Raw genomic sequence first — 22,022 nt, forward strand, 5'->3', positions numbered from 1 at the left:
ACTACTAATACCGTTAATTTAGGGAGAAAAGATGATGCGCGTACTGGTTGTCGAAGATAATGCCTTATTACGCCACCACCTGAAGGTTCAATTACAGGATTTGGGGCACCAGGTTGATGACGCAGAAGATGCAAAGGAAGCCGATTATTATCTTAACGAGCATCTGCCGGACATCGCCATCGTCGATTTAGGCCTCCCGGATGAAGACGGGCTTTCGCTGATCCGCCGCTGGCGCAGCAATGACGTTTCCCTTCCTGTTCTGGTATTAACCGCCCGTGAAGGCTGGCAGGATAAAGTGGAAGTGCTGAGCGCCGGCGCCGACGACTATGTGACAAAACCGTTTCATATTGAAGAAGTGGTCGCGCGTATGCAGGCGTTAATGCGCCGCAACAGCGGTCTGGCCTCGCAGGTTATCTCTATTCCGCCTTTTCAGGTGGATCTCTCCCGCCGTGAATTGTCCGTAAATGATGAAGTGATAAAACTGACGGCGTTTGAATACACCATTATGGAAACGCTGATCCGCAATAATGGCAAAGTCGTCAGTAAAGATTCGTTGATGCTACAGCTCTACCCGGATGCGGAACTGCGTGAAAGCCATACCATTGATGTATTGATGGGGCGCTTACGCAAAAAAATTCAGGCGCGATATCCTGATGATGTGATTACCACCGTCCGTGGTCAGGGATACCTGTTCGAACTGCGCTAATGAATAAATTACTGCGTCATCTTTTTCCTTTATCGCTGCGCCTGCGCTTTCTGCTGGCGACGGCAGGCGTTGTGCTGGTGCTCTCTCTGGCCTACGGCATGGTCGCGCTGGTTGGCTACAGCGTCAGTTTTGATAAGACAACCTTTCGCCTGTTACGCGGTGAGAGCAACCTTTTCTACACCCTCGCGTCATGGCAAAACAATAAAATCAATATCGAGATCCCGGAAAATCTCGATATGCAAAGCCCCACGATGACACTGATCTATGATGAGAACGGCAAGTTGTTATGGGCGCAGCGCAACGTTCCCTGGCTGGAGAAACGTATCCAGCCGGAATGGCTGAAAGCCAACGGTTTTCATGAAATTGAAGCCGATGTCGACGCCACCAGCACGTTGCTGAGTGAAGATCATTCCGCCCAACAGCAGCTCAAAGAGGTGCGGGAAGATGACGACGATGCGGAAATGACCCACTCCGTGGCGGTGAATGTCTATCCGGCTACCGCGCGGATGCCGCAACTGACGATAGTGGTTGTCGATACTATCCCCATCGAGCTGAAACGCTCGTATATGGTCTGGAGCTGGTTTATTTATGTTCTGGCGGCAAACCTGCTGTTAGTCATCCCGTTGCTCTGGGTCGCCGCGTGGTGGAGTTTACGCCCTATCGAAGCGCTGGCGCGTGAAGTGCGTGAGCTGGAAGAACACCACCGCGAAATGCTCAACCCGGAAACCACGCGGGAACTGACCAGCCTGGTGCGCAACCTCAACCGGCTGCTGAAGAGCGAACGTGAGCGTTATGATAAATACCGCACCACGTTAACCGACCTCACCCATAGTCTGAAAACGCCGCTGGCGGTATTGCAGAGCACCCTGCGTTCAATGCGCAGCGAAAAAATGAGCGTCAGCGACGCCGAACCGGTCATGCTGGAACAGATCAGCCGTATATCCCAGCAGATCGGTTATTACCTGCATCGAGCCAGCATGCGCGGAAGCGGCGTGTTACTCAGTCGCGAGCTGCACCCCGTAGCGCCGTTACTGGACAATCTCACCTGCGCGCTCAATAAAGTGTATCAGCGTAAAGGGGTCAACATTAGCCTCGATATTTCGCCGGAAATCAGCTTCGTCGGCGAGCAGAATGACTTTGTTGAAGTGATGGGCAACGTGCTGGATAACGCCTGTAAATACTGCCTGGAGTTTGTTGAAATTTCAGCCCGGCAGACCGATGAGCATCTGCATATTCTGGTAGAAGACGACGGCCCGGGCATTCCGCAAAGCAAGCGTGATGTGGTTTTCGATCGCGGTCAGCGCATTGACACCCTGCGACCAGGGCAAGGCGTGGGGCTGGCGGTCGCCCGTGAGATCACTGAGCAATATGAAGGGAAGATCGTCGCCGGTGACAGTTTGCTCGGCGGAGCGCGGATGGAGGTGATTTTTGGTCGCCAGCACCCGATTCAGCGCGATGAATGACGCTGGCGTGTAATATTTATATATGTTCTTCACCGCATGTCGTTAAGCATCCGTTATAATCGGTGTCAGATACCAGCCTGCGGATAATCAACATGGAATATCAATTAACACTTAACTGGCCCGAATTTCTTGAACGCCACTGGCAAAAACGCCCGGTGGTGTTAAAACGCGGGTTCAACAACTTCATTGATCCGCTCTCCCCTGACGAACTGGCGGGACTGGCGATGGAAAGCGAAGTCGATAGCCGTCTGGTCAGTCATCAGGATGGTAAATGGCAGGTCAGCCACGGCCCGTTCGAGAGTTACGACCACCTCGGCGAGAACAACTGGTCGCTGCTGGTTCAGGCCGTAAACCACTGGCATGAACCTACCGCTGCGCTGATGCGCCCTTTCCGCGCGTTGCCGGACTGGCGTATTGACGATCTGATGATCTCCTTTTCCGTCCCTGGCGGCGGCGTGGGTCCGCATCTGGATCAGTACGATGTATTTATCATTCAGGGAACCGGTCGCCGCCGCTGGCGCGTAGGCGAGAAGCTGCAACTGAAGCAGCATTGCCCTCACCCGGATTTGCTCCAGGTCGATCCTTTTGAAGCCATCATTGATGAAGAGCTGGAGCCCGGCGATATTCTGTATATCCCACCGGGATTCCCGCACGAAGGCTACGCGCTGGAAAACGCGATGAACTACTCGGTTGGTTTCCGCGCGCCGAATACGCGTGAACTGATCAGCGGTTTTGCCGACTACGTTCTGCAACGCGAGCTGGGCAGCACCTATTACAGCGACCCGGATATCCCGCCGCGCGAGCATCCTGCCGACGTTCTGCCGCAGGAGATGGACAAGCTGCGTGAAATGATGCTCGACCTGATCAATCAGCCTGAACACTTTAAACAGTGGTTTGGCGAATTTATCTCCCAGTCTCGTCACGAACTGGACATCGCGCCGCCGGAACCGCCGTATCAGCCGGATGAGATCTATGATGCGCTGAAACAAGGCGATGTGCTGGTGCGTCTGGGCGGCTTACGCGTCCTGCGCATTGGCGATGAGGTCTACGCCAACGGTGAGAAGATTGATTCTCCGCACCGCCCGGCGCTGGAGGCGCTCTCCAGTCACATCGTGCTGACCGCCGAGAATTTTGGCGATGCGCTGGAAGACCCGTCGTTCCTCGCAATGCTGGCCGCGCTGGTCAATAGCGGGTACTGGTTCTTCGAAGGGTAAATAAGTTATTGCGATTGAGCCTGATGGCAACGCGAACGCGTTTTATCAGGCCTACGCACGGTAGGCCTGATAAGTGAAGCGCCATCCGGCGCCATCACACCACGGCACCATTACTGCTGCTTCGCAGTTAGCTCCGCAATACGCACAATCACCTGCACCGCTTTCTCCATCCCTTCCAGCGTCACAAACTCATGCTTGCCATGATAGTTATAGCCGCCGGTAAAGAGGTTCGGGCACGGTAAGCCCATAAACGAAAGCTGGGCGCCGTCAGTGCCGCCACGAATCGGCTTCATATCCGGCACAATATCGCAGTCACGCATTGCCTGCTGTGCAATATCGAGAATATGTGGGTGTTCGACCACTTTCTCACGCATATTGTAATAGCTGTCTTCGATCACCAGCTCGATGTAGCAGTCCGGGTGCAGCCCCTTCCCGACCTTTTTAGCGATCTCCATCATTTTGCGCTTGCGGGCTTCAAACTGTTTGCGGTCGAAATCGCGAATGATGTAGTGCATATCCGCACGATCAACGGTGCCTTTCATACTCGCCAGATGGTAGAAGCCTTCATAGCCTTCGGTCGTCTCCGGGCTCTCATCCGCCGGAACCTCGGCATGAATACGCGCCGCCAGCGACAGCGCATTCACCATCACGCCCTTCGCCGTACCGGGGTGTACGTTATTGCCCACGATTTTGATATTCACGGAGGCCGCATTGAAGTTTTCAAACTCCAGCTCCCCTACACCGCCGCCATCAACGGTATAAGCCCACTGCGCGCCGAAAGCCTCAACGTCAAAATGTTTCGCCCCTTTCCCGACCTCTTCATCCGGCGTAAAGGCCACGCGAATATCACCGTGCGGAATATCTTTCTGTTTCAGTACCGCCAGCGCGGTCATGATTTCCGCCACGCCCGCTTTGTCGTCAGCGCCCAGCAGCGTTTTCCCGTCAGTGGTGATCAGCGTCTGCCCCAGCAGTTGATGCAGAACCGGGAACATCACCGGCGACAGCACCTCATCGCCGATCCCTAGCGCAATATCGCCACCACGGTAGTTTTCCACAATCTGCGGATTCACATTTTTACCGCTGAAATCAGGTGAGGTATCCACATGAGAGATAAAACCAATCGCGGGAATATCGCCAGCAACGTTGGCTGGCAGCGTCGCCATGACGGTCCCTTTGTCACTTAACGTGACATTCACCAGCCCCATTTCTTCAAGCTGTTGTTTGAGCAAATGTAATAATTTCCACTGGCCCTCAGTGCTGGGCACTTGCCGTACGCCCGCCTTTGATTGGGTATCCAGCGACACGTAGTGTAAAAAACGCTCAAGTAGTTTATCCATGCAGTCACCCTCACTTTTCGTGACAACATTATTAATAAGCAAGAAAAGACAAATATTGCGTCAGGTCACTTTTATCCCTGCAAACGAGAATATTTCGCGTAGACACTTTTTCTGACTATAAAGCTAAGCCAGTAATTCGCAACAAGGATTGGCGATTTTAGCGGTTTGCCGTAGAATGACCGCCCTCATTAAGAGTCACCAAGGTGGTTAACCACAAACCCCGCATCGGTCAGCCATCCGTTGCGTCTACATGGGACAGAGTAAAAAATTGAATAAACAACCGCGTTCGCTTTCACCGCTGGTACAACTGGCGGGAATTCGCAAAAGCTTCGACGGAAAAGAGGTCATTTCTAATCTGAATCTGACCATCAATAACGGCGAATTCCTCACGCTGCTTGGCCCCTCTGGCTGCGGTAAAACAACCGTTCTGCGCCTGATTGCCGGTCTGGAAAATGTTGATGCCGGTCATATCATGTTGGATAACCAGGACATCACCGACGTTCCAGCGGAACACCGCTATGTAAACACCGTCTTTCAAAGCTATGCGTTATTCCCCCACATGACCGTATTTGAAAATGTGGCTTTCGGTTTACGCATGCAGAAAACCCCCGCCGCCGAGATTACCCCTCGCGTCACCGACGCTCTGCGCATGGTGCAACTGGAAGAGTTTGCGCAGCGAAAGCCGCATCAGCTTTCCGGCGGGCAGCAGCAGCGTGTGGCCATCGCCCGCGCCGTCGTCAATAAACCGCGTTTATTGCTGCTGGATGAATCCCTCTCCGCGCTGGATTACAAGCTGCGAAAGCAGATGCAGAACGAACTGAAAGCGTTGCAGCGTAAGCTGGGCATCACTTTTGTGTTCGTTACGCACGATCAGGAAGAAGCGCTGACCATGTCTGACCGTATCGTGGTGATGCGCGACGGCATTATTGAGCAGGACGGCACGCCGCGAGAAATCTATGAGGAGCCGAAAAACCTGTTCGTCGCCGGATTCATTGGCGAAATCAACATGTTTAACGCCACGGTAATTGAACGTCTGGACGAACAACGCGTACGCGCCAATGTAGAAGGACGCGAGTGCAATATTTATGTTAACTTTGCCGTCGTTCCTGGTCAGAAACTGAACGTACTGTTACGCCCGGAAGATCTGCGCGTTGATGAAATTAACGATGATAACCACATTGAAGGTCTCATTGGCTACGTGCGCGAGCGCAACTACAAAGGTATGACGCTGGAGTCCGTCGTCGAACTGGAAAATGGCAAAATGGTGATGGTCAGCGAATTCTTCAATGAAGACGATCCTGACTTCGACCACTCTCTCGACCAAAAAATGGCCATTAATTGGGTAGAAAGCTGGGAGGTCGTACTGGCTGATGAAGAACACAAGTAAATTCCAGAATGTGGTGATTGTCACTGTCGTTGGTTGGCTTGTGTTGTTTGTCTTTCTGCCCAACCTGATGATTATTGGTACCAGCTTTTTGACCCGTGATGACGCGAACTTCGTCAAAATGGTCTTTACGCTGGATAACTACGCTCGTCTGCTCGATCCGCTCTATTTTGAGGTCTTGCTGCACTCCCTCAATATGGCGCTCATCGCCACCTTCGCCTGCCTGGTGCTCGGCTATCCCTTTGCCTGGTTTCTGGCGAAACTGCCGGAAAAAGTGCGCCCGCTGCTGCTATTTTTGCTGATCGTACCGTTCTGGACCAACTCGCTGATCCGTATTTACGGCCTGAAAATTTTTCTCAGCACCAAAGGCTATCTCAACGAGTTCCTGCTGTGGCTGGGTGTGATTGACACCCCGATCCGCATCATGTTCACGCCGGGCGCGGTCATTATCGGTCTGGTCTATATCCTGCTGCCGTTTATGGTGATGCCGCTCTACTCCAGCATTGAAAAACTGGATAAGCCGCTGCTGGAGGCCGCCCGCGATCTGGGCGCCAGTAAATTGCAGACCTTTATTCGCATTATTATTCCACTGACCATGCCGGGGATCATCGCCGGGTGTCTGCTGGTGATGCTGCCGGCGATGGGGCTGTTCTATGTCTCTGACCTGATGGGTGGAGCAAAGAACCTGCTGATTGGTAACGTTATTAAGGTTCAGTTCCTGAACATTCGCGACTGGCCGTTTGGCGCAGCCACCAGCATTACGCTGACGATTGTGATGGGCCTGATGCTGCTGGTTTACTGGCGCGCATCGCGGCTGCTGAATAAGAAGGTGGAACTCGAATGATCGGTCGACTGCTTCGTGGCGGTTTTATGACCGCTATCTACGCGTACCTGTATATTCCAATCATCATCTTGATTGTGAACTCCTTTAACAGTTCGCGCTTTGGCATCAACTGGCAGGGTTTTACCACCAACTGGTACAGCCTGCTGATGAATAACGACAGCCTGTTGCAGGCGGCACAGCATTCGCTGACGATGGCGGTGTTCTCGGCCACCTTTGCTACGATCATCGGCTCGCTAACGGCAGTGGCGCTGTATCGCTATCGTTTTCGCGGTAAACCGTTTGTCAGCGGCATGCTGTTCGTCGTCATGATGTCGCCGGATATTGTAATGGCGATTTCACTGCTGGTGCTGTTTATGCTGCTCGGCATCCAGTTGGGCTTCTGGTCGTTGCTGTTTTCGCATATCACCTTTTGCCTGCCCTTCGTGGTCGTTACCGTTTACTCGCGCCTGAAAGGGTTTGACGTGCGGATGCTGGAAGCGGCAAAAGACCTGGGAGCCAGTGAAGTCACGATTTTGCGTAAGATCATTCTGCCGCTGGCCATGCCTGCGGTCGCGGCTGGCTGGTTGCTCAGTTTCACCCTGTCGATGGATGACGTGGTGGTTTCGTCATTCGTCACCGGGCCCGGCTATGAGATTCTGCCATTGAAAATTTACTCAATGGTAAAAGTCGGCGTTTCACCGGAAGTTAATGCGCTGGCAACGATTTTGTTGGTTCTGTCGCTGGTTATGGTCATCGCCAGCCAGCTTATTGCTCGTGATAAAACCAAGGGCCGTTGAGGCCCACTATTCAGGGGACGTTAAATGAAAAAATGGTCACGCCACCTGCTCGCGGCGGGTGCTCTGGCACTGGGCATGAGCGCCGCTCACGCTGATGACAACAACACGCTCTATTTCTACAACTGGACCGAGTATGTTCCACCAGGACTGCTGGAACAGTTCACTAAAGAGACGGGCATTAAGGTTATCTATTCGACCTACGAGTCGAATGAAACCATGTATGCCAAGCTGAAAACGTATAAAGACGGCGCCTACGACCTGGTGGTGCCTTCCACCTATTACGTCGATAAAATGCGTAAAGAGGGCATGATCCAGAAGATCGACAAAACGAAGTTAACCAACTTCCACAACCTCGATCCTGAAATGCTCAACAAACCGTTTGACCCGAATAACGACTACTCCATCCCGTATATCTGGGGCGCAACGGCAATTGGCGTTAACAGCGACGAAATTGACCCGAAAACCGTCACCAGCTGGGCTGACCTGTGGAAGCCTGAGTATAAAAGCAGCCTGCTGCTGACTGACGATGCGCGTGAAGTGTTCCAGATGGCGCTGCGTAAGCTGGGTTACTCCGGCAACACCACCGATCCTAAAGAGATTGAAGCGGCGTATAACGAACTGAAAAAACTGATGCCAAACGTGGCGGCGTTCAACTCCGACAACCCGGCTAACCCGTATATGGAAGGCGAAGTCAACCTGGGGATGGTGTGGAACGGTTCTGCGTACGTTGCACGTCAGGCGGGGACGCCGCTTGAGGTTATCTGGCCGAAAGAAGGCGGTATTTTCTGGATGGACAGCCTTTCTATTCCGGCAAACGCCAAAAACAAAGAAGGCGCGCTGAAGCTGATCAACTTCCTGTTGCGCCCGGATGTGGCGAAAGAAGTGGCGGAAACCATCGGTTATCCGACGCCGAACCTGGCCGCACGTAAGCTGTTAAGTCCTGAAGTGGCAAATGATAAATCACTCTACCCTGATGCCGACACCATCAATAAAGGGGAATGGCAGAACGACGTGGGTTCCGCCAGTGCTATCTATGAAGAGTATTATCAAAAGCTGAAAGCGGGACGCTAATTCAGCGTTGTAAAAAATGCCCGATAGCGCTGCGCTTATCGGGCCTGGACAAATGCGAACCGTAGGCCGGATAAGGCATTCGCCGCCATCCGGCAAAAAAATCACAGTCCTTTCAATAATTTCTCAATAAACGCCGGTACGACCTGGCTTGCCGGGCCATAATATTTCTCTTCAAACTCGCTGCCAACCTGGCTTGGTTCGAGGTTTAGCTCGACCGTATGCGCGCCGTGCAGGCGGGCCTCATGCACAAACCCGGCCGCCGGATAAACATGCCCGGATGTTCCGATAGCGATAAACACATCCGCCATCGCCAGCGCCATATAGATCTCATCCATGCCAAGCGGCATTTCACCAAACCACACGACGTGCGGGCGAAGCGAAGCCGGGAACTGGCAGCAATGGCACTTATCGTCTGAGGTCACATCGCCCGTCCAGTCCAGAATTTGCCCGCTCTGGGAGCAGCGCACTTTCAACAGCTCGCCGTGCATGTGAATGATATTCTTGTTGCCCGCGCGTTCATGCAGATTATCGATATTTTGCGTCACCAGCAGGAAACGATCGCCCAGCGCCTCTTCCAGTTTTGCCAGCGCGACATGCGCCGGGTTGGGCTGAATCTCAGGCCGCTGCAACTGCTGACGGCGGGCGTTGTAAAATGACTGAACCAGTTCTGGATCGCGGGCAAACCCTTCCGGGGTCGCCACATCCTCTACCCGATGCTCTTCCCAGAGACCATCAGCGGCGCGAAATGTACGAATGCCGGATTCGGCAGAGATTCCCGCTCCAGTAAGAACTAATACTCTTGGTTTTTCCATCATTTCCGGCACCACTCTGTCTCTGAAAAAGATTCGCTGACGCAGGCGTTCACGCAAATGGCGTTTGTTTTTACGAAAACGGCTTAATCGATGAGCCCGACGCGACTGCATAACAACCTCTTTTGATTAATCGGTAAGATGTAAGAAGGCAGCGCCGCGCATCCCGCCCGCATCACCGTGTCGCGCCCGTTCAATACGCGGTACACGAGCAACAGGAAGGAGATGACGTGGCAACCTGTCTGCCAGTTGCGTTGTTATAGCAGTGAAGTTTGATAATCCTCCCCCAATCACCACCAGATCGGGATCGACGATCGTGAGGATATTCCCCAGGCAGACCGCCAGTAAATCCAGGTAACGTTCAACATGCGCACGCGCGCGTTCATCACCTTGCTCCCACAAAGCAATAATCTCCGGCGCCTGTAGAGGTTGATGATAGTAATGCTGATACAGCCACGCAAACCCGCGGCCGGAAAGATAATTTTCGATGCAGCCCAGTTGACCGCAGCCGCAGCGACGCAGAGGAAAATCGAACCCCATCAGGGTGAGCGCATCGACAGGCAAACGCATATGACCAAACTCGCCGGTAATATAGCTGCGACCGGTGATCGGCTTACCGTTGAGCACCAGTCCGCCGCCTACGCCTGTCCCGAGGATAAGCCCCATGACCAGCGGATACTGCGTGAACTCATCATCCCAGGCTTCCGACAGTGCAAAGCAGTTCGCGTCGTTATCCAGGCGAACATCACGATCCAGCCGGGCGCTGAGATCGGCGCGGAGCGGTTTACCACTGGCGGCCGGAACATTGGCGGCATACAGCGTTCCGTCTTCCGTTTCCGGCATCCCGGGAATACCAATGCCCACGGAGCCTTTTACGTCAAACCGCTGGTCGGCTTCCGCCACCAGATCGCAGACCGCCGTTAAAAAAGCCTCATAGCCTTCGCGTGGCGTCGGTACGCGTTTTTCCCAGCGCAAACGTCGCTCGTTATCAAACACGCCTAAGGCAATTTTTGTCCCGCCAATGTCAAACCCGTAATACATCACGCACCGCTCCTTGTTCTTATGTACTGCGACTACTGGCCGCTTAACACTCTCGCGGGGTCAATATTGCTGGCGCGTCGCGCCGGATACCAGCTCGCCAACAAGCTCAGCAACAATGCCGTAACCAGTACGTAAATAACGTCCAGCCAGTGTAATTCGGATGGCAGGAAGTCGATAAAATAGATGTCTCCAGAAAGGAACTGATGCCCTATCAGCTTTTCGATGCCTTCGATAATAGGGGTCAGTTGCAATGAGACGACCACGCCAATCGCCACACCGCACAGACTGCCGAGCAGACCCGCCAGCAGCCCATACCAGACGAAAATGGCGCGGATTAGGCCATCTTTCGCCCCTAAGGTTCTTAATACCGCGATATCGCCGCTCTTATCTTTTACCGCCATCACCAGCGTCGAAACGATATTGAAGCAGGCCACGCCGATCACCAGCACCATCGCCAGATACATGATGGCGCGGATCATCTGAATATCATGGTACATATAGCCGTAAGTACCGATCCAGCTCTTAATGTAAACGTAACTGTCGGTCACTTCGCCAGCGTCCCGTACCAATTTATTGGCGTTAAAGACATCGTTGACCTTAATCGCGATGCCGGACACGCTGGCCCCCATATCCAGGTACTGCTGCGCGTCTTCCATAGGGATCATGGCAAAGCTGTGATCGAGCTGACCGCTCAGTTGCAGAATCCCCGTCACATGCAGACGCACTCGCTTAGGCTGCTGCAATTTATGATCGGCGCTGGCATTGGGGATCATGATCGACACCCAGTCGCCCTGCTTCACTTTCAGCGCATCAGCAACGCCCTTGCCAATGATGATCTGCTGCTCGCCCGCCCTGAAGTTATCCCAGGCATGGTTTTGCACAAACGACGGCAGCGCGCTCAAGCGCTGTTCCTGTTTAGGGTCCACGCCCTTCACCTGGATTGCGCGCAGATTCGCCCCGCTCTCCACCAGCCCGGTAAAGTTGATATAGGGCGCTGCCGCTGCAATCCCCTGTACGTGCTGCACTTTTTCCAGCGCTTCGCGCCAGTGAGTCCACGGCTGATTCACCGCTTCAATTTCACCATGCGGCACCACGGCCAGAATACGGTTGTTCAGCTCGCGCTCAAAACCGTTCATCGCGCTTAAGCCGACAATCAGTACCGCCACGCCCAGCGCGATGCCGATAGTCGAGATAACGGAAATCAGCGACACCATACCGCCGCGTCGACGACCACGACTAAAGCGCAAGCCGATCAATAACGATAAAGGCGAAGCCATTACTCAGCTCCCATCAGGCTCAGTTCTGCCGTCAGCAGACCGTCGCGCATTTCAAGCTGACGGCTCATTCGCTTCGCCAGCTGCAAATCGTGAGTCACTACCAGAAACGCCGTTCCCTGAGCGCGATTGAGTTCACCCAGAAGCTGGAAAATACTGTCGGCATTGCGCGCATCCAGGTTGCCGGTCGGTTCATCCGCCAGCACCAGGCGCGGATTGTTGACCAGCGCTCGGGCGATGGCGACACGCTGACGCTCGCCGCCGGAAAGTTCGGATGGACGATGGTTAGCTCGGTGATCCAGCCCCACCGCCTGCAACATTTCACGCGCCCGCTCGGTAATTTCAGCCGGTTTTTTCTTGCCGATCAGCAGCGGCATCGCGACGTTTTCCAGCGCGGTGAAATCCGGCAGCAGGTGATGGAACTGATAAATAAAGCCAAGCTTCTGGTTGCGCAGTTCCGCTTTCGCCGCCGACGAGAGTTTGCTCATCGGCTGGCCGCTAAAAATGACATCGCCCGACGTCGGCGTATCCAGGCCGCCCAGCAGGTGCAGAAGCGTACTTTTCCCGGAGCCGGAGCTGCCGACAATCGCCATCATTTCGCCTTCGCCAATGCTGAAGCTGACATCGTGCAGCACGTCGGTTTGCACGGAGCCTTCCTGATAGCGTTTGCACAGGTTGTCGCATTGCAACAGGATCTTATTCATAACGTAAAGCCTCAGCGGGTTGGGTGGCGGCAGCGCGCCAGGAAGGATACAGCGTGGACAATAACGCGATGGCCATCGCCACCAGCGCAATAACAACAACCTGTAGCGGTTCAATCGCCACCGGCAGCGCAGCGCCATCCAGGAATGCGCCAATGATCGGCATCAGGTTATTCAGTTGGCTGGCCAGCAATGCGCCCAGCACCGCCCCCAGCAGCGCGCCGATAATCCCGGCGCTGGCGCCCTGAACCATAAACACCATCATGATCTGGCGCGGCGTCAGCCCCTGGGTTTGTAAAATAGCCACTTCGCCCTGCTTCTCCATCACCATCAAACCTAACGAAGTAATAATATTAAACGCCGCCACGGCGACGATCAGGCTTAACAGCAAACCCATCATGTTTTTTTCCATGCGCACGGCCTGGAACAGTTCACCTTTTCGCTCACGCCAGTCCTGCCATTTCGTCCCCTCCGGCAGCGTCTGCTGGCTGAGGGTATCCACCTTCAGCGGCTCATTGAGCCACAAGCGCCAGCCGGTGATATTGCCCGCCGGGTAGCGCATCAGGCGCGACGCGTCCTGAATATTGGTCAGCATCTGGTAGCCATCCACTTCGCTGTTCGCCGCGAAGGTGCCAATCACCGTAAACAGGCGCTGGCTCGGCAGCCGTCCCATTGGCGTGAACTGGCTGGCGGAAGGCACCATCACGCGAATTTGATCGCCGCGATTGACGCCCAACTGCCCGGCAAGCTGCTCGCCGAGGATGACATTATACTTGCCCGCTTCAAGAGAGGTTTGCTTCACATTGACCAGATACGGCGTTAAGGGATCTTTTTGCGCCGGGTCGATACCCAGCATCACGCCCACGGCGACGCTACGCGCGCTTTGCAGCACGACATCTCCCGTGGTAAGCGGCGCGATACGATTGACGCCATTCAACGTAACCGCTTTTTCGGGTATCTGCTGTGGATTAAGGGAGCCCTGCTCAGACGAGAGAATTGCCTGCGGCATCAGGCCAAGGATGTTGTTTTGCAGTTCACGTTCAAAACCATTCATCACCGACAATACCGTGACCAGCGCCATCACCCCGAGAGTAATGCCAATGGTGGAAAGCCAGGAGACGAAACGACCGAAACGATCTGCTGCACGCCCACGCATATAACGCAGGCCAATAAATAGAGCGACAGGTTGGTACATGAAATCCGTCTGGTTGCTGTTAGCAAAGCCCCGAGTATATAAGCGAAAGCGGAATGGGTAAATGACTGAACCGTAAGTGTTCGTCAGCGTAATTCTGAAAAGTATCAAGAAATCAACTTCCTGAAGATACCTGCCTTGATACTCACCCTTGACCCTGATCTTTATCTTAAAAAAATAAAATACAGAATGTTACGCATTACAACACCGATCCCCGCCCGCAGGATCACAGGCTATGTTGAATAACACGAGTACGCCGTCCTGATGAAACAAAAAGAATTGTGGATCAACCAAATCAAAGGGTTATGCATCTGCCTGGTGGTTATTTATCACTCTGTGATTACGTTCTATCCCCACCTGACCGCTTTCCAGTATCCGTTATCGGAGATCCTGACGAAATGCTGGATCTACTTTAACCTCTATCTGGCGCCGTTTCGCATGCCGGTGTTTTTCTTTATTTCCGGGTATCTGATCCGCCGCTATATTGACAGCGTGCCCTGGGGAACCTGTATTGATAAACGGATCTGGAGCATTGTCTGGGTACTGGCGCTCTGGGGAGTGGCGCAATGGCTGGCGCTTAGCTGGCTCAACCACTGGCTGGCGCCCGAACGCGACATCAACAACGCCTCCAACGCCGCTTATGCCGGGTCCGTCGGCGAGTTTATTCACGGAATGCTGACGGCCAGCACCAGCCTCTGGTATCTGTATGCGCTGGTTGTCTATTTTGTGCTGTGTAAAGTCTTCAGCCAATGGGCAAAACCACTGTTCGTACTGTTTGTACTGCTGAGCGTGACGATAAACTTCGTGCCGACGCCGTGGTGGGGAATGAACAGCGTGATCCGCAACCTGCCTTACTACAGCCTCGGCGCCTGGTTTGGCGCCACGCTGATGGAGTGGATTAAGCATGTCCCACTGCGTCGTTATGCTATCGCGTTTGCGGGCATTGCGCTGCTCGCCGTCATCGCCTGGCTGGTTAATGTATCCCTGCTGCTCTCACTGGTGTCGATTGTGCTGATCATGAAGCTTTTCTATCAGTATGAGCAGCGCTTCGGCATGCGTTCTTCCAGCCTGCTGAATGTCATCGGCTCAAACACTATTGCTATCTATACAACCCACCGTATCCTGGTCGAAGCGTTCAGCTTAACGTTGATTCCAAAAATCAACGGCGCGGCATGGTCGCCGCAGCTTGAGTTTGCTCTGCTGTTGGTTTACCCCTTTGCCAGTCTGCTGATTTGCACGCTGATGGGCCTTACCGTCCGAAAAATTTCGCAACGCCTGTTTGCCGATCTCTTCTTCTCTCCGCCTTCTCTCCCTGCCGTTACCAGCTATTCGCGTTAATCTTTTCGCCCCCTCCCGGGGGCGAATCAATTTGCTAAAGAGAAACGATCACGGATAATAAAGAGCATTGCTTATCAGTGATATGCCCCCATAGTGTGGTGTATACCCAATAGAGATCCTGCAACCACTATGCCTGAACAACAACGTTATACTCTGCCAACCAAACCCGGCGATCAGCGCCAGTTGGGTGAGCTTACCGGCGCCGCCTGCGCCACGCTGGTGGCGGAGATTGCCGAGCGTCATGCTGGCCCAATCGTGCTTATTGCACCTGACATGCAAAACGCCCTGCGCCTGCATGACGAAGTTCGCCAGTTCACCGACCAACTGGTGATGAATCTGGCGGACTGGGAAACGCTCCCTTACGACAGCTTTTCCCCACACCAGGAAATCATCTCTTCACGCCTGTCCACGCTTTACCAGTTGCCGTCAATGCAGCGCGGCGTATTGATTGTTCCGGTAAATACGCTGATGCAGCGCGTTTGCCCGCACAGTTATTTGCACGGCCACGCCCTAGTGATGAAAAAGGGTCAGCGTTTGTCGCGCGACGCCCTGCGCGCACAGCTGGATAGCGCGGGCTATCGCCATGTTGATCAGGTCATGGAACACGGTGAATACGCCACTCGCGGCGCGCTGTTGGATCTGTTTCCGATGGGCAGCGAACAGCCCTATCGTCTTGATTTTTTTGATGATGAAATCGACAGTTTGCGCCTGTTTGATGCCGATACCCAGCGTACGCTGGAAGAAGTCGACGCCATCAATTTGCTGCCCGCGCATGAATTTCCGACCGATAAAACGGCCATCGAGCTGTTCCGCAGCCAGTAGCGTGACACATTTGAAGTTAAACGCGACGCCGAACATATTTACCAGCAGGTCAGTAAAGGCACGCTGCCTGCCGGGATCGAATACTGGCAGCCGCTGTTCTTCAACGAGCCGCTGCCGCCTCTGTTCAGCTACTTCCCGGCGAACACGCTGCTGGTGAATACCGGCGCGCTGGAAAACAGCGCTGAACGCTTCCAGGCCGATACCCTGGCGCGTTTTGAAAACCGTGGCGTCGATCCTATGCGCCCGCTTTTGCCGCCGGAATCCCTGTGGCTGCGGGTCGATGAACTGTTCTCCGAACTCAAACGCTGGCCCCGCGTACAGTTAAAAACCGAACATCTGCCAGGTAAGGCGGCGAATACCAATCTGGGTTTTCAGAAACTGCCGGATCTGGCGGTACAGGCGCAGCAAAAAGCGCCGCTGGACGCGCTGCGTAGATTTCTTGAATCCTTCAACGGGCCGGTCATTTTCTCCGTAGAAAGCGAAGGCCGCCGCGAAGCGCTCGGGGAACTGCTCGCCCGTATTAAAATTTCACCCAAACGAATTTTGCGCCTGGATGAAGCGCTCGACGCCGGACGTTACCTGATGATTGGCGCTGCGGAGCATGGCTTCATTGATACGCAGCGTAATCTGGCGCTTATTTGCGAGAGCGATTTGCTGGGTGAACGCGTTGCGCGTCGCCGTCAGGACTCACGTCGCACGATTAACCCCGACACGCTGATCCGCAACCTGGCGGAACTGCATCCTGGCCAGCCGGTGGTACACCTTGAGCATGGTGTGGGGCGTTATGCGGGTATGACGACGCTGGAAGCCGGCGGCATCAAGGGCGAGTACCTGATGCTTACCTACGCCAACGACGCCAGACTGTACGTACCGGTGTCATCTTTGCATCTCATCAGCCGCTATGCCGGAGGCGCCGAAGAGAACGCGCCGCTGCATAAACTGGGCGGCGACGCCTGGTCTCGCGCCCGACAGAAAGCCGCGGAGAAAGTGCGCGACGTGGCGGCAGAGCTACTGGATATTTACGCCCAGCGCGCGGCGAAAGAAGGTTTCGCCTTTAAGCACGATCGCGAGCAGTATCAACTGTTCTGCGACAGCTTCCCGTTCGAGACCACGCCAGACCAGGCGCAGGCCATTAACGCCGTCCTGAGCGATATGTGCCAACCGTTGGCAATGGATCGTCTGGTGTGCGGCGACGTCGGCTTCGGGAAAACCGAAGTGGCGATGCGCGCCGCGTTCCTGGCGGTGGAAAACCACAAACAGGTCGCGGTGCTGGTGCCTACCACCCTGCTGGCGCAACAGCATTTCGATAACTTCCGCGACCGCTTCGCCAACTGGCCGGTGCGCATCGAAATGCTCTCCCGTTTCCGTAGCGCCAAAGAGCAAGCGCAGATCCTTGAGCAGGTCGCTGAGGGGAAAATCGACATTCTGATCGGCACTCATAAGCTGCTGCAAAGCGATGTGAAATTAAAAGATTTGGGCTTGCTGATTGTCGATGAAGAGCACCGTTTCGGCGTGCGGCATAAAGAGCGCATCAAGGCAATGCGCGCCGACGTTGATATTCTGACGCTGACGGCAACGCCAATCCCTCGTACGCTCAACATGGCGATGAGCGGTATGCGCGATCTGTCGATCATTGCCACACCGCCCGCCCGTCGTCTGGCGGTAAAAACCTTCGTCCGTGAATATGACAACCTGGTGGTGCGCGAGGCTATCCTGCGTGAAGTTCTGCGCGGCGGCCAGGTGTATTATCTGTATAACGACGTGGAGAATATCCAGAAAGCCGCGGACCGACTGGCGGAACTGGTGCCGGAAGCCCGCATCGCGATTGGTCACGGGCAGATGCGCGAGCGCGAACTTGAGCGCGTTATGAACGACTTCCACCACCAGCGCTTTAACGTTCTGGTGTGTACCACCATTATCGAAACCGGTATTGATATTCCAACCGCGAACACGATCATCATTGAGCGCGCCGACCATTTCGGCCTGGCGCAGCTCCACCAGCTACGTGGTCGCGTTGGACGTTCGCACCATCAGGCGTATGCCTGGCTGCTGACGCCGCATCCAAAAGCGATGACGACCGACGCGCAAAAACGTCTGGAAGCCATTGCCTCGCTGGAAGATTTGGGTGCCGGTTTTGCGCTGGCGACTCACGACCTCGAAATTCGCGGCGCTGGCGAGCTGCTTGGCGAAGATCAGAGCGGGCAGATGGAGACCATCGGCTTCTCGCTGTATATGGAGCTGCTGGAAAACGCCGTGGATGCGCTGAAAGCCGGACGTGAGCCGTCGCTGGAAGACCTCACCAGCCAGCAGACGGAAGTCGAACTGCGTATGCCGTCGCTGTTGCCGGATGATTTTATCCCGGATGTGAATACGCGTCTGTCGTTCTATAAACGCATTGCCAGTGCGAAAAACGAAAACGAGCTGGAGGAGCTCAAGGTAGAGCTGATCGACCGTTTCGGCCTGCTGCCTGACCCGGCGCGCAATCTGCTGGATATCGCGCGTCTGCGCCAACAGGCACAGAAGCTGGGCATTCGAAAACTGGAAGGCAACGAGAAAGGCGGTACGATCGAGTTTGCCGAGAAAAATCACGTTAACCCAACCTGGCTGATTGGTCTGTTGCAAAAACAACCACAGCACTTCCGCCTCGACGGCCCGACACGCCTGAAATTTATTCAGGATCTGGCGGAGCGTAAAACGCGTATGGACTGGGTGCGCCAGTTTATGGCGCAACTGGAAGAAAACGCGGCGGCGTAACGCCCTACGACGCCGGATGGCGGCGCAAGCGCTTTATCCGGCCTACGGGAAGCATATCCTGTAGGCCCGGTAAGCGCAGCGCCACCGGGCACATCGCCTTATCCGACCTACGGGAAGCATACCCTGTAGGCCCGGTAAGCGCAGCGCCACCGGGCGTAATGCCCTCTGCCATCCCCGCGTTTTCGCCCACATTTACAACACTTTGCACTTCTCTTGCACTTCAAGACATGACAACCCGCCATAATGATCATTGACTCAATTTATTACAATAACCCTTTGATTTGTGATGATAATGAATAACATGCGACTTTCCCGCTGGCTGGCGTTTTTTACGCTCGCCGCGTCCGTAGCGCTGGCGATACCGGCGCAGGCGAACACCTGGCCGCTTCCTCCTCCCGGCAGCAACCTGGTGGGCGAAAATACATTTCACGTTGTCGAAAACAACGGCGGCTCGCTGGAGGCGATTGCTAAAAAATACAATGTCGGTTTTTTAGCGTTGCTACAGGCAAACCCGGGCGTTGATCCTTACGTTCCCCGCGCGGGCAGCGTTCTGACCATCCCTCTACAAACCTTACTGCCGGATGCGCCGCGCGAAGGTATTGTGATTAACCTTGCCGAATTGCGTCTGTATTACTATCCTCCCGGAAAAAATTCGGTGACCGTGTATCCAATCGGTATCGGTCAACTGGGTGGCGATACGCTGACGCCAACGATGGTCACTACCGTCTCGGATAAGCGCGCGAATCCAACCTGGACGCCTACGGCGAATATCCGCGCCCGTTACAAAGCTCAGGGGATAGACCTCCCTGCCGTGGTTCCCGCCGGGCCGGATAACCCAATGGGCCATCATGCGATCCGCTTAGCGGCTTATGGCGGCGTCTATTTGCTGCACGGCACGAATGCTGATTTCGGTATCGGGATGCGCGTCAGTTCCGGCTGTATTCGCCTGCGTGACGGTGATATTGAGACGCTGTTCCGTCAGGTCACGCCGGGTACGAAGGTCAACATTATTAATACGCCGATCAAAGCGTCCGTTGAACCTGGCGGCATGCGCCTGGTAGAAGTCCACCAGCCGTTATCGAAGAATATTGATGACGATCCGCAGATATTGCCGATCGTATTGAACGGTCAAATGCAGGCTTTCAAAGATGCCGCACAGACCGATGCCGCCGTTATGGAGCATGTTATGGAAGTGCGTTCAGGAATGCCGGTCGATGTCACCCGCCATCCCGGGATAACGCAGCAGTCGATGTAACGTCGGATAATAAAAAAGCCCCGCTCAGACAGCGGGGCTTTTTTGTGGCAGTAGCAGTGGCATTAATGAGGGTTAATGCTTATTTGTAGATAACCGCAGTCCCGTGGAGGGTGTTAGGACCGGTTACCGAAGTAATGCGGAAAGATTTCGCGCCCATTTCATCCGCTTTTTGCGCCAGTTGATCTTCCAAAGATCCCAGGTTAGTCCCGGCGGTTGCGGAAATGGTGCCCACTTTCTGTTGATCTACTGGCGTCGCCTGAACTTCAACAGCAGCGAAACTTGCGAAAGAGAGTGAACTCAGTACAGCGGCAGCAATGAGGGTTTTTACGTTTTTCATGATAGTGACCTTTAGCAGATGAACGGTGTCGAAATATTTACTTAACGATCGATAGGTAAATCATAGATGTGATCCAGGTCACACGTCAATATTTTTTTATAACGATCATTATATAAATTAAAAAGGACTTATTTTTCATATCAATACAGGTGAATTATTTTTCTTCTGAATGCGCTGGAGACTGAGCGGGATTATTTTTATAATGGTTGTTCAACAAACCCAACAAGGTACAACGGCATCATGACAACTGACTCGACAGGTTGCGTAAAAAAAAGCCGTGGCCGACCAAAAGTGTTCGACAGGGAAGCCGCGCTTGACAAGGCCATGACACTCTTCTGGCAGCACGGCTATGAAGCAACATCGCTCGCCGACCTCGTGGAAGCGACCGGCGCAAAAGCGCCCACGCTGTACGCAGAATTTACGAACAAGGAAGGGTTGTTCCGCGCAGTGCTGGATCGCTATATCAGCCGCTTTGCGGCAAAGCATGAGGCCCAACTCTTTTGTGAAGAAAAAAGCGTTGAGTCTGCGCTGGAAGACTATTTCACCGCCGTCGCGACATGCTTCACCAGTAAAGACACCCCTGCCGGGTGCTTTATGATCAACACGTCCGCCACACTGGCCGCCTCCTCCCGTGAAATCGCCCATACGGTGAAATCCCGCCACGCAATGCAGGAGCAGACGCTGACCCAGTTTTTGCGCCAGCGGCAGGAGCGCGGTGAAATTCCGGCGCACAGCAATCCACAAACGCTGGCGGAATATCTGAACTGTATTTTACAAGGAATGTCGATCAGCGCGCGTGAAGGCGCGACGTTTGACAAGCTGATGCAGATAACCCGCACCACCCTACGGCTGTGGCCGGAGATGCTGAAGGCTTAGCGCCTGACCGTCTGATAAAAAAAGCCCCTCAGCCTGAGCGAATGAGGGGCTAACGTGCAGAGTACAGCTTTTTTTACGCGTCGTTATTCAGAATCAATTGACCGTTATTATCCAGCGGGATTTGCGTTCCGGGATCTTTATCCATACGGATTTTCCCCTGCTGATCGCCAATCTTGTAAGTGACGTCATAGCCCAGCATTTTCTCTGACTTGTCATACACCGTTTTACAACGCTGCTGCGTAGAGGTGTAGGTGTCATTTTCCTGCATTGATCCCTGGATTTGGTTACCGGCGTAACCTCCGCCCAGCGCCCCGACGACGGTCGCCACATCTTTACCACGGCCACCGCCGAACTGATGACCAATCACGCCGCCAGCAACCGCGCCAAGCACCGAACCGGCAATGCGATTTTCGTCCTGAACAGGTTTGCGGTGCGTGACCGTCACGTTGCGGCATTCCTGACGCGGTGTTTTGACGGTTTCTTTTATGGGTGTGGCTGATACGACTTGCGCATATTTCGGGCTACGGTCAAAAACGTTCAGACTGGCCACCGCCGCCACACCCAGCGCAGCAGCTACGCCAATCCCTATACCCGCCAACATTGATTTATTCACGGGAATTCCTCCTTTTTTGCTATTAGTAACAATTTTGCAACCAGCAGTGGGGTTAAGCAAATCAGAAAGAGGATGAAAAGTGCGGGGTTATGCGGCAAACAGACACGATTCAGAGAACTCTGAAGCAGATGGCGCGATTAAATTGCCGGATGGCGGCCGATGGCCTTATCCGGCCTACATGCTGTGCGAGCCGTAGGCCTGATAAGCGAAGCGCC

The 22,022-nt window shown here is 54.2% G+C and carries 18 protein-coding genes and 1 pseudogene; 11 read left to right on the plus strand and 8 right to left on the minus strand.

The genetic code is table 11. The features are described from left to right. Nucleotides 1-34 precede the first annotated feature (34 nt). From phoP to roxA, 3 genes are all read left to right on the plus strand, one after another. Nucleotides 35-706: a two-component system response regulator PhoP gene (gene phoP, locus OGV79_RS13800; RefSeq protein ID WP_024130426.1), complete on the plus strand. Its 672-nt coding sequence runs from the start codon at nucleotides 35-37 to the stop codon at nucleotides 704-706. Then, on the plus strand, nucleotides 706-2,169 hold the full coding sequence (gene phoQ / locus OGV79_RS13805; RefSeq protein WP_012132787.1) for a two-component system sensor histidine kinase PhoQ: 1,464 nt from the start codon (nucleotides 706-708) through the stop codon (nucleotides 2,167-2,169). Before phoP ends, phoQ begins: the two co-directional genes overlap by 1 nt. Nucleotides 2,170-2,261: 92 nt before the next feature. Continuing rightward, nucleotides 2,262-3,383 (plus strand): [50S ribosomal protein L16]-arginine 3-hydroxylase, encoded by a 1,122-nt coding sequence (roxA, locus tag OGV79_RS13810; RefSeq protein WP_047457471.1) that lies wholly within the window; start codon nucleotides 2,262-2,264, stop codon nucleotides 3,381-3,383. A 110-nt stretch (nucleotides 3,384-3,493) separates the two neighbouring features. On the opposite strand, the gene pepT is transcribed toward roxA, so the two are convergent. Continuing rightward, complete coding sequence (gene pepT / locus OGV79_RS13815) at nucleotides 3,494-4,720, minus strand: peptidase T (protein ID WP_047457474.1); 1,227 nt, start codon at nucleotides 4,718-4,720, stop codon at nucleotides 3,494-3,496. 250 nt (nucleotides 4,721-4,970) lie between these two features. Between pepT and potA the strand changes: the two genes are divergently transcribed. From potA to potD, 4 genes are read left to right on the plus strand one after another with little or no spacing between them, the layout of a single operon-like run. Then, nucleotides 4,971-6,107, plus strand: coding sequence for a spermidine/putrescine ABC transporter ATP-binding protein PotA (gene potA / locus OGV79_RS13820; RefSeq protein WP_012132791.1), 1,137 nt, complete (start codon nucleotides 4,971-4,973; stop codon nucleotides 6,105-6,107). Continuing rightward, a complete protein-coding gene (gene potB, locus OGV79_RS13825) occupies nucleotides 6,091-6,948 on the plus strand; it encodes a spermidine/putrescine ABC transporter permease PotB (protein ID WP_047457478.1) in 858 nt (285 codons plus the stop codon). The genes potA and potB overlap by 17 nt, the downstream gene beginning before the upstream one ends. Beyond that, a complete protein-coding gene (gene potC, locus OGV79_RS13830) occupies nucleotides 6,945-7,724 on the plus strand; it encodes a spermidine/putrescine ABC transporter permease PotC (protein ID WP_012132793.1) in 780 nt (259 codons plus the stop codon). The genes potB and potC overlap by 4 nt, the downstream gene beginning before the upstream one ends. A 24-nt stretch (nucleotides 7,725-7,748) precedes the next feature. Next, nucleotides 7,749-8,795: a spermidine/putrescine ABC transporter substrate-binding protein PotD gene (gene potD / locus OGV79_RS13835; protein ID WP_134769473.1), complete on the plus strand. Its 1,047-nt coding sequence runs from the start codon at nucleotides 7,749-7,751 to the stop codon at nucleotides 8,793-8,795. Nucleotides 8,796-8,896: 101 nt separating this feature from the next. On the opposite strand, the gene cobB is transcribed toward potD, so the two are convergent. From cobB to lolC, 5 genes are read right to left on the minus strand one after another with little or no spacing between them, the layout of a single operon-like run. Further along, the gene (cobB, locus tag OGV79_RS13840; RefSeq protein WP_047457485.1) at nucleotides 8,897-9,718 is read right to left on the minus strand and encodes a Sir2 family NAD+-dependent deacetylase; all 822 of its coding nucleotides are present in this window, start codon (nucleotides 9,716-9,718) and stop codon (nucleotides 8,897-8,899) included. A 15-nt stretch (nucleotides 9,719-9,733) separates the two neighbouring features. After that, complete coding sequence (gene nagK / locus OGV79_RS13845) at nucleotides 9,734-10,645, minus strand: N-acetylglucosamine kinase (protein ID WP_110494339.1); 912 nt, start codon at nucleotides 10,643-10,645, stop codon at nucleotides 9,734-9,736. Nucleotides 10,646-10,677: 32 nt separating this feature from the next. Further along, nucleotides 10,678-11,922, minus strand: a complete 1,245-nt coding sequence (gene lolE, locus OGV79_RS13850) for a lipoprotein-releasing ABC transporter permease subunit LolE (RefSeq protein ID WP_024130429.1) — start codon at nucleotides 11,920-11,922, stop codon at nucleotides 10,678-10,680. Next, complete coding sequence (lolD, locus tag OGV79_RS13855; RefSeq protein ID WP_012132798.1) at nucleotides 11,922-12,623, minus strand: lipoprotein-releasing ABC transporter ATP-binding protein LolD; 702 nt, start codon at nucleotides 12,621-12,623, stop codon at nucleotides 11,922-11,924. Before lolD ends, lolE begins: the two co-directional genes overlap by 1 nt. Beyond that, on the minus strand, nucleotides 12,616-13,815 hold the full coding sequence (gene lolC / locus OGV79_RS13860; RefSeq protein WP_115182341.1) for a lipoprotein-releasing ABC transporter permease subunit LolC: 1,200 nt from the start codon (nucleotides 13,813-13,815) through the stop codon (nucleotides 12,616-12,618). Before lolC ends, lolD begins: the two co-directional genes overlap by 8 nt. A 261-nt stretch (nucleotides 13,816-14,076) precedes the next feature. Between lolC and OGV79_RS13865 the strand changes: the two genes are divergently transcribed. The 3 genes and pseudogenes from OGV79_RS13865 to ldtC all read left to right on the plus strand — a co-directional run bounded on the left by OGV79_RS13865 (nucleotide 14,077) and on the right by ldtC (nucleotide 19,981). Continuing rightward, nucleotides 14,077-15,150: an acyltransferase family protein gene (locus tag OGV79_RS13865; RefSeq protein ID WP_286468625.1), complete on the plus strand. Its 1,074-nt coding sequence runs from the start codon at nucleotides 14,077-14,079 to the stop codon at nucleotides 15,148-15,150. Nucleotides 15,151-15,279: 129 nt separating this feature from the next. After that, a pseudogene (mfd, locus tag OGV79_RS13870) lies at nucleotides 15,280-18,726 on the plus strand (transcription-repair coupling factor). 289 nt (nucleotides 18,727-19,015) lie between these two features. Next, nucleotides 19,016-19,981 carry a L,D-transpeptidase LdtC gene (gene ldtC / locus OGV79_RS13875; RefSeq protein WP_286468647.1) on the plus strand — a complete coding sequence of 322 codons (966 nt, stop codon included), beginning with the start codon at nucleotides 19,016-19,018 and terminating at the stop codon, nucleotides 19,979-19,981. A gap of 79 nt (nucleotides 19,982-20,060) precedes the next feature. On the opposite strand, the gene bhsA is transcribed toward ldtC, so the two are convergent. Beyond that, nucleotides 20,061-20,318, minus strand: coding sequence for a multiple stress resistance protein BhsA (gene bhsA, locus OGV79_RS13880; protein ID WP_047457498.1), 258 nt, complete (start codon nucleotides 20,316-20,318; stop codon nucleotides 20,061-20,063). A gap of 240 nt (nucleotides 20,319-20,558) precedes the next feature. Here bhsA and comR point away from each other — a divergent pair, with 240 nt between their 5' ends. Next, the gene (gene comR, locus OGV79_RS13885; protein WP_114848564.1) at nucleotides 20,559-21,194 is read left to right on the plus strand and encodes a TetR family copper-responsive transcriptional repressor ComR; all 636 of its coding nucleotides are present in this window, start codon (nucleotides 20,559-20,561) and stop codon (nucleotides 21,192-21,194) included. A gap of 73 nt (nucleotides 21,195-21,267) precedes the next feature. On the opposite strand, the gene OGV79_RS13890 is transcribed toward comR, so the two are convergent. Further along, entirely contained in the window at nucleotides 21,268-21,807 is a 540-nt protein-coding gene (locus tag OGV79_RS13890) for a glycine zipper 2TM domain-containing protein (RefSeq protein ID WP_024130433.1), read from the minus strand. Between the last annotated feature and the right edge of the window lie 215 nt (nucleotides 21,808-22,022).

The organism is Citrobacter sp. CK185, assembly GCF_030333565.1.
In the GTDB taxonomy this organism is placed as follows: domain Bacteria; phylum Pseudomonadota; class Gammaproteobacteria; order Enterobacterales; family Enterobacteriaceae; genus Citrobacter_B; species Citrobacter_B koseri.

Excerpts from the sequence above, each read along its gene's own strand:
- phoP (WP_024130426.1), top strand. The coding sequence starts at position 35 with ATGCGCGTACTGGTTGTCGAAGATAATGCCTTATTACGCCACCACCTG.
- phoQ (WP_012132787.1), top strand. The coding sequence starts at position 706 with ATGAATAAATTACTGCGTCATCTTTTTCCTTTATCGCTGCGCCTGCGC.
- roxA (WP_047457471.1), top strand. The coding sequence starts at position 2,262 with ATGGAATATCAATTAACACTTAACTGGCCCGAATTTCTTGAACGCCAC.
- pepT (WP_047457474.1), bottom strand. The coding sequence starts at position 4,720 with ATGGATAAACTACTTGAGCGTTTTTTACACTACGTGTCGCTGGATACC.
- potA (WP_012132791.1), top strand. The coding sequence starts at position 4,971 with ATGGGACAGAGTAAAAAATTGAATAAACAACCGCGTTCGCTTTCACCG.
- potB (WP_047457478.1), top strand. The coding sequence starts at position 6,091 with ATGAAGAACACAAGTAAATTCCAGAATGTGGTGATTGTCACTGTCGTT.
- potC (WP_012132793.1), top strand. The coding sequence starts at position 6,945 with ATGATCGGTCGACTGCTTCGTGGCGGTTTTATGACCGCTATCTACGCG.
- potD (WP_134769473.1), top strand. The coding sequence starts at position 7,749 with ATGAAAAAATGGTCACGCCACCTGCTCGCGGCGGGTGCTCTGGCACTG.
- cobB (WP_047457485.1), bottom strand. The coding sequence starts at position 9,718 with ATGCAGTCGCGTCGGGCTCATCGATTAAGCCGTTTTCGTAAAAACAAA.
- nagK (WP_110494339.1), bottom strand. The coding sequence starts at position 10,645 with ATGTATTACGGGTTTGACATTGGCGGGACAAAAATTGCCTTAGGCGTG.
- lolE (WP_024130429.1), bottom strand. The coding sequence starts at position 11,922 with ATGGCTTCGCCTTTATCGTTATTGATCGGCTTGCGCTTTAGTCGTGGT.
- lolD (WP_012132798.1), bottom strand. The coding sequence starts at position 12,623 with ATGAATAAGATCCTGTTGCAATGCGACAACCTGTGCAAACGCTATCAG.
- lolC (WP_115182341.1), bottom strand. The coding sequence starts at position 13,815 with ATGTACCAACCTGTCGCTCTATTTATTGGCCTGCGTTATATGCGTGGG.
- OGV79_RS13865 (WP_286468625.1), top strand. The coding sequence starts at position 14,077 with ATGAAACAAAAAGAATTGTGGATCAACCAAATCAAAGGGTTATGCATC.
- bhsA (WP_047457498.1), bottom strand. The coding sequence starts at position 20,318 with ATGAAAAACGTAAAAACCCTCATTGCTGCCGCTGTACTGAGTTCACTC.
- comR (WP_114848564.1), top strand. The coding sequence starts at position 20,559 with ATGACAACTGACTCGACAGGTTGCGTAAAAAAAAGCCGTGGCCGACCA.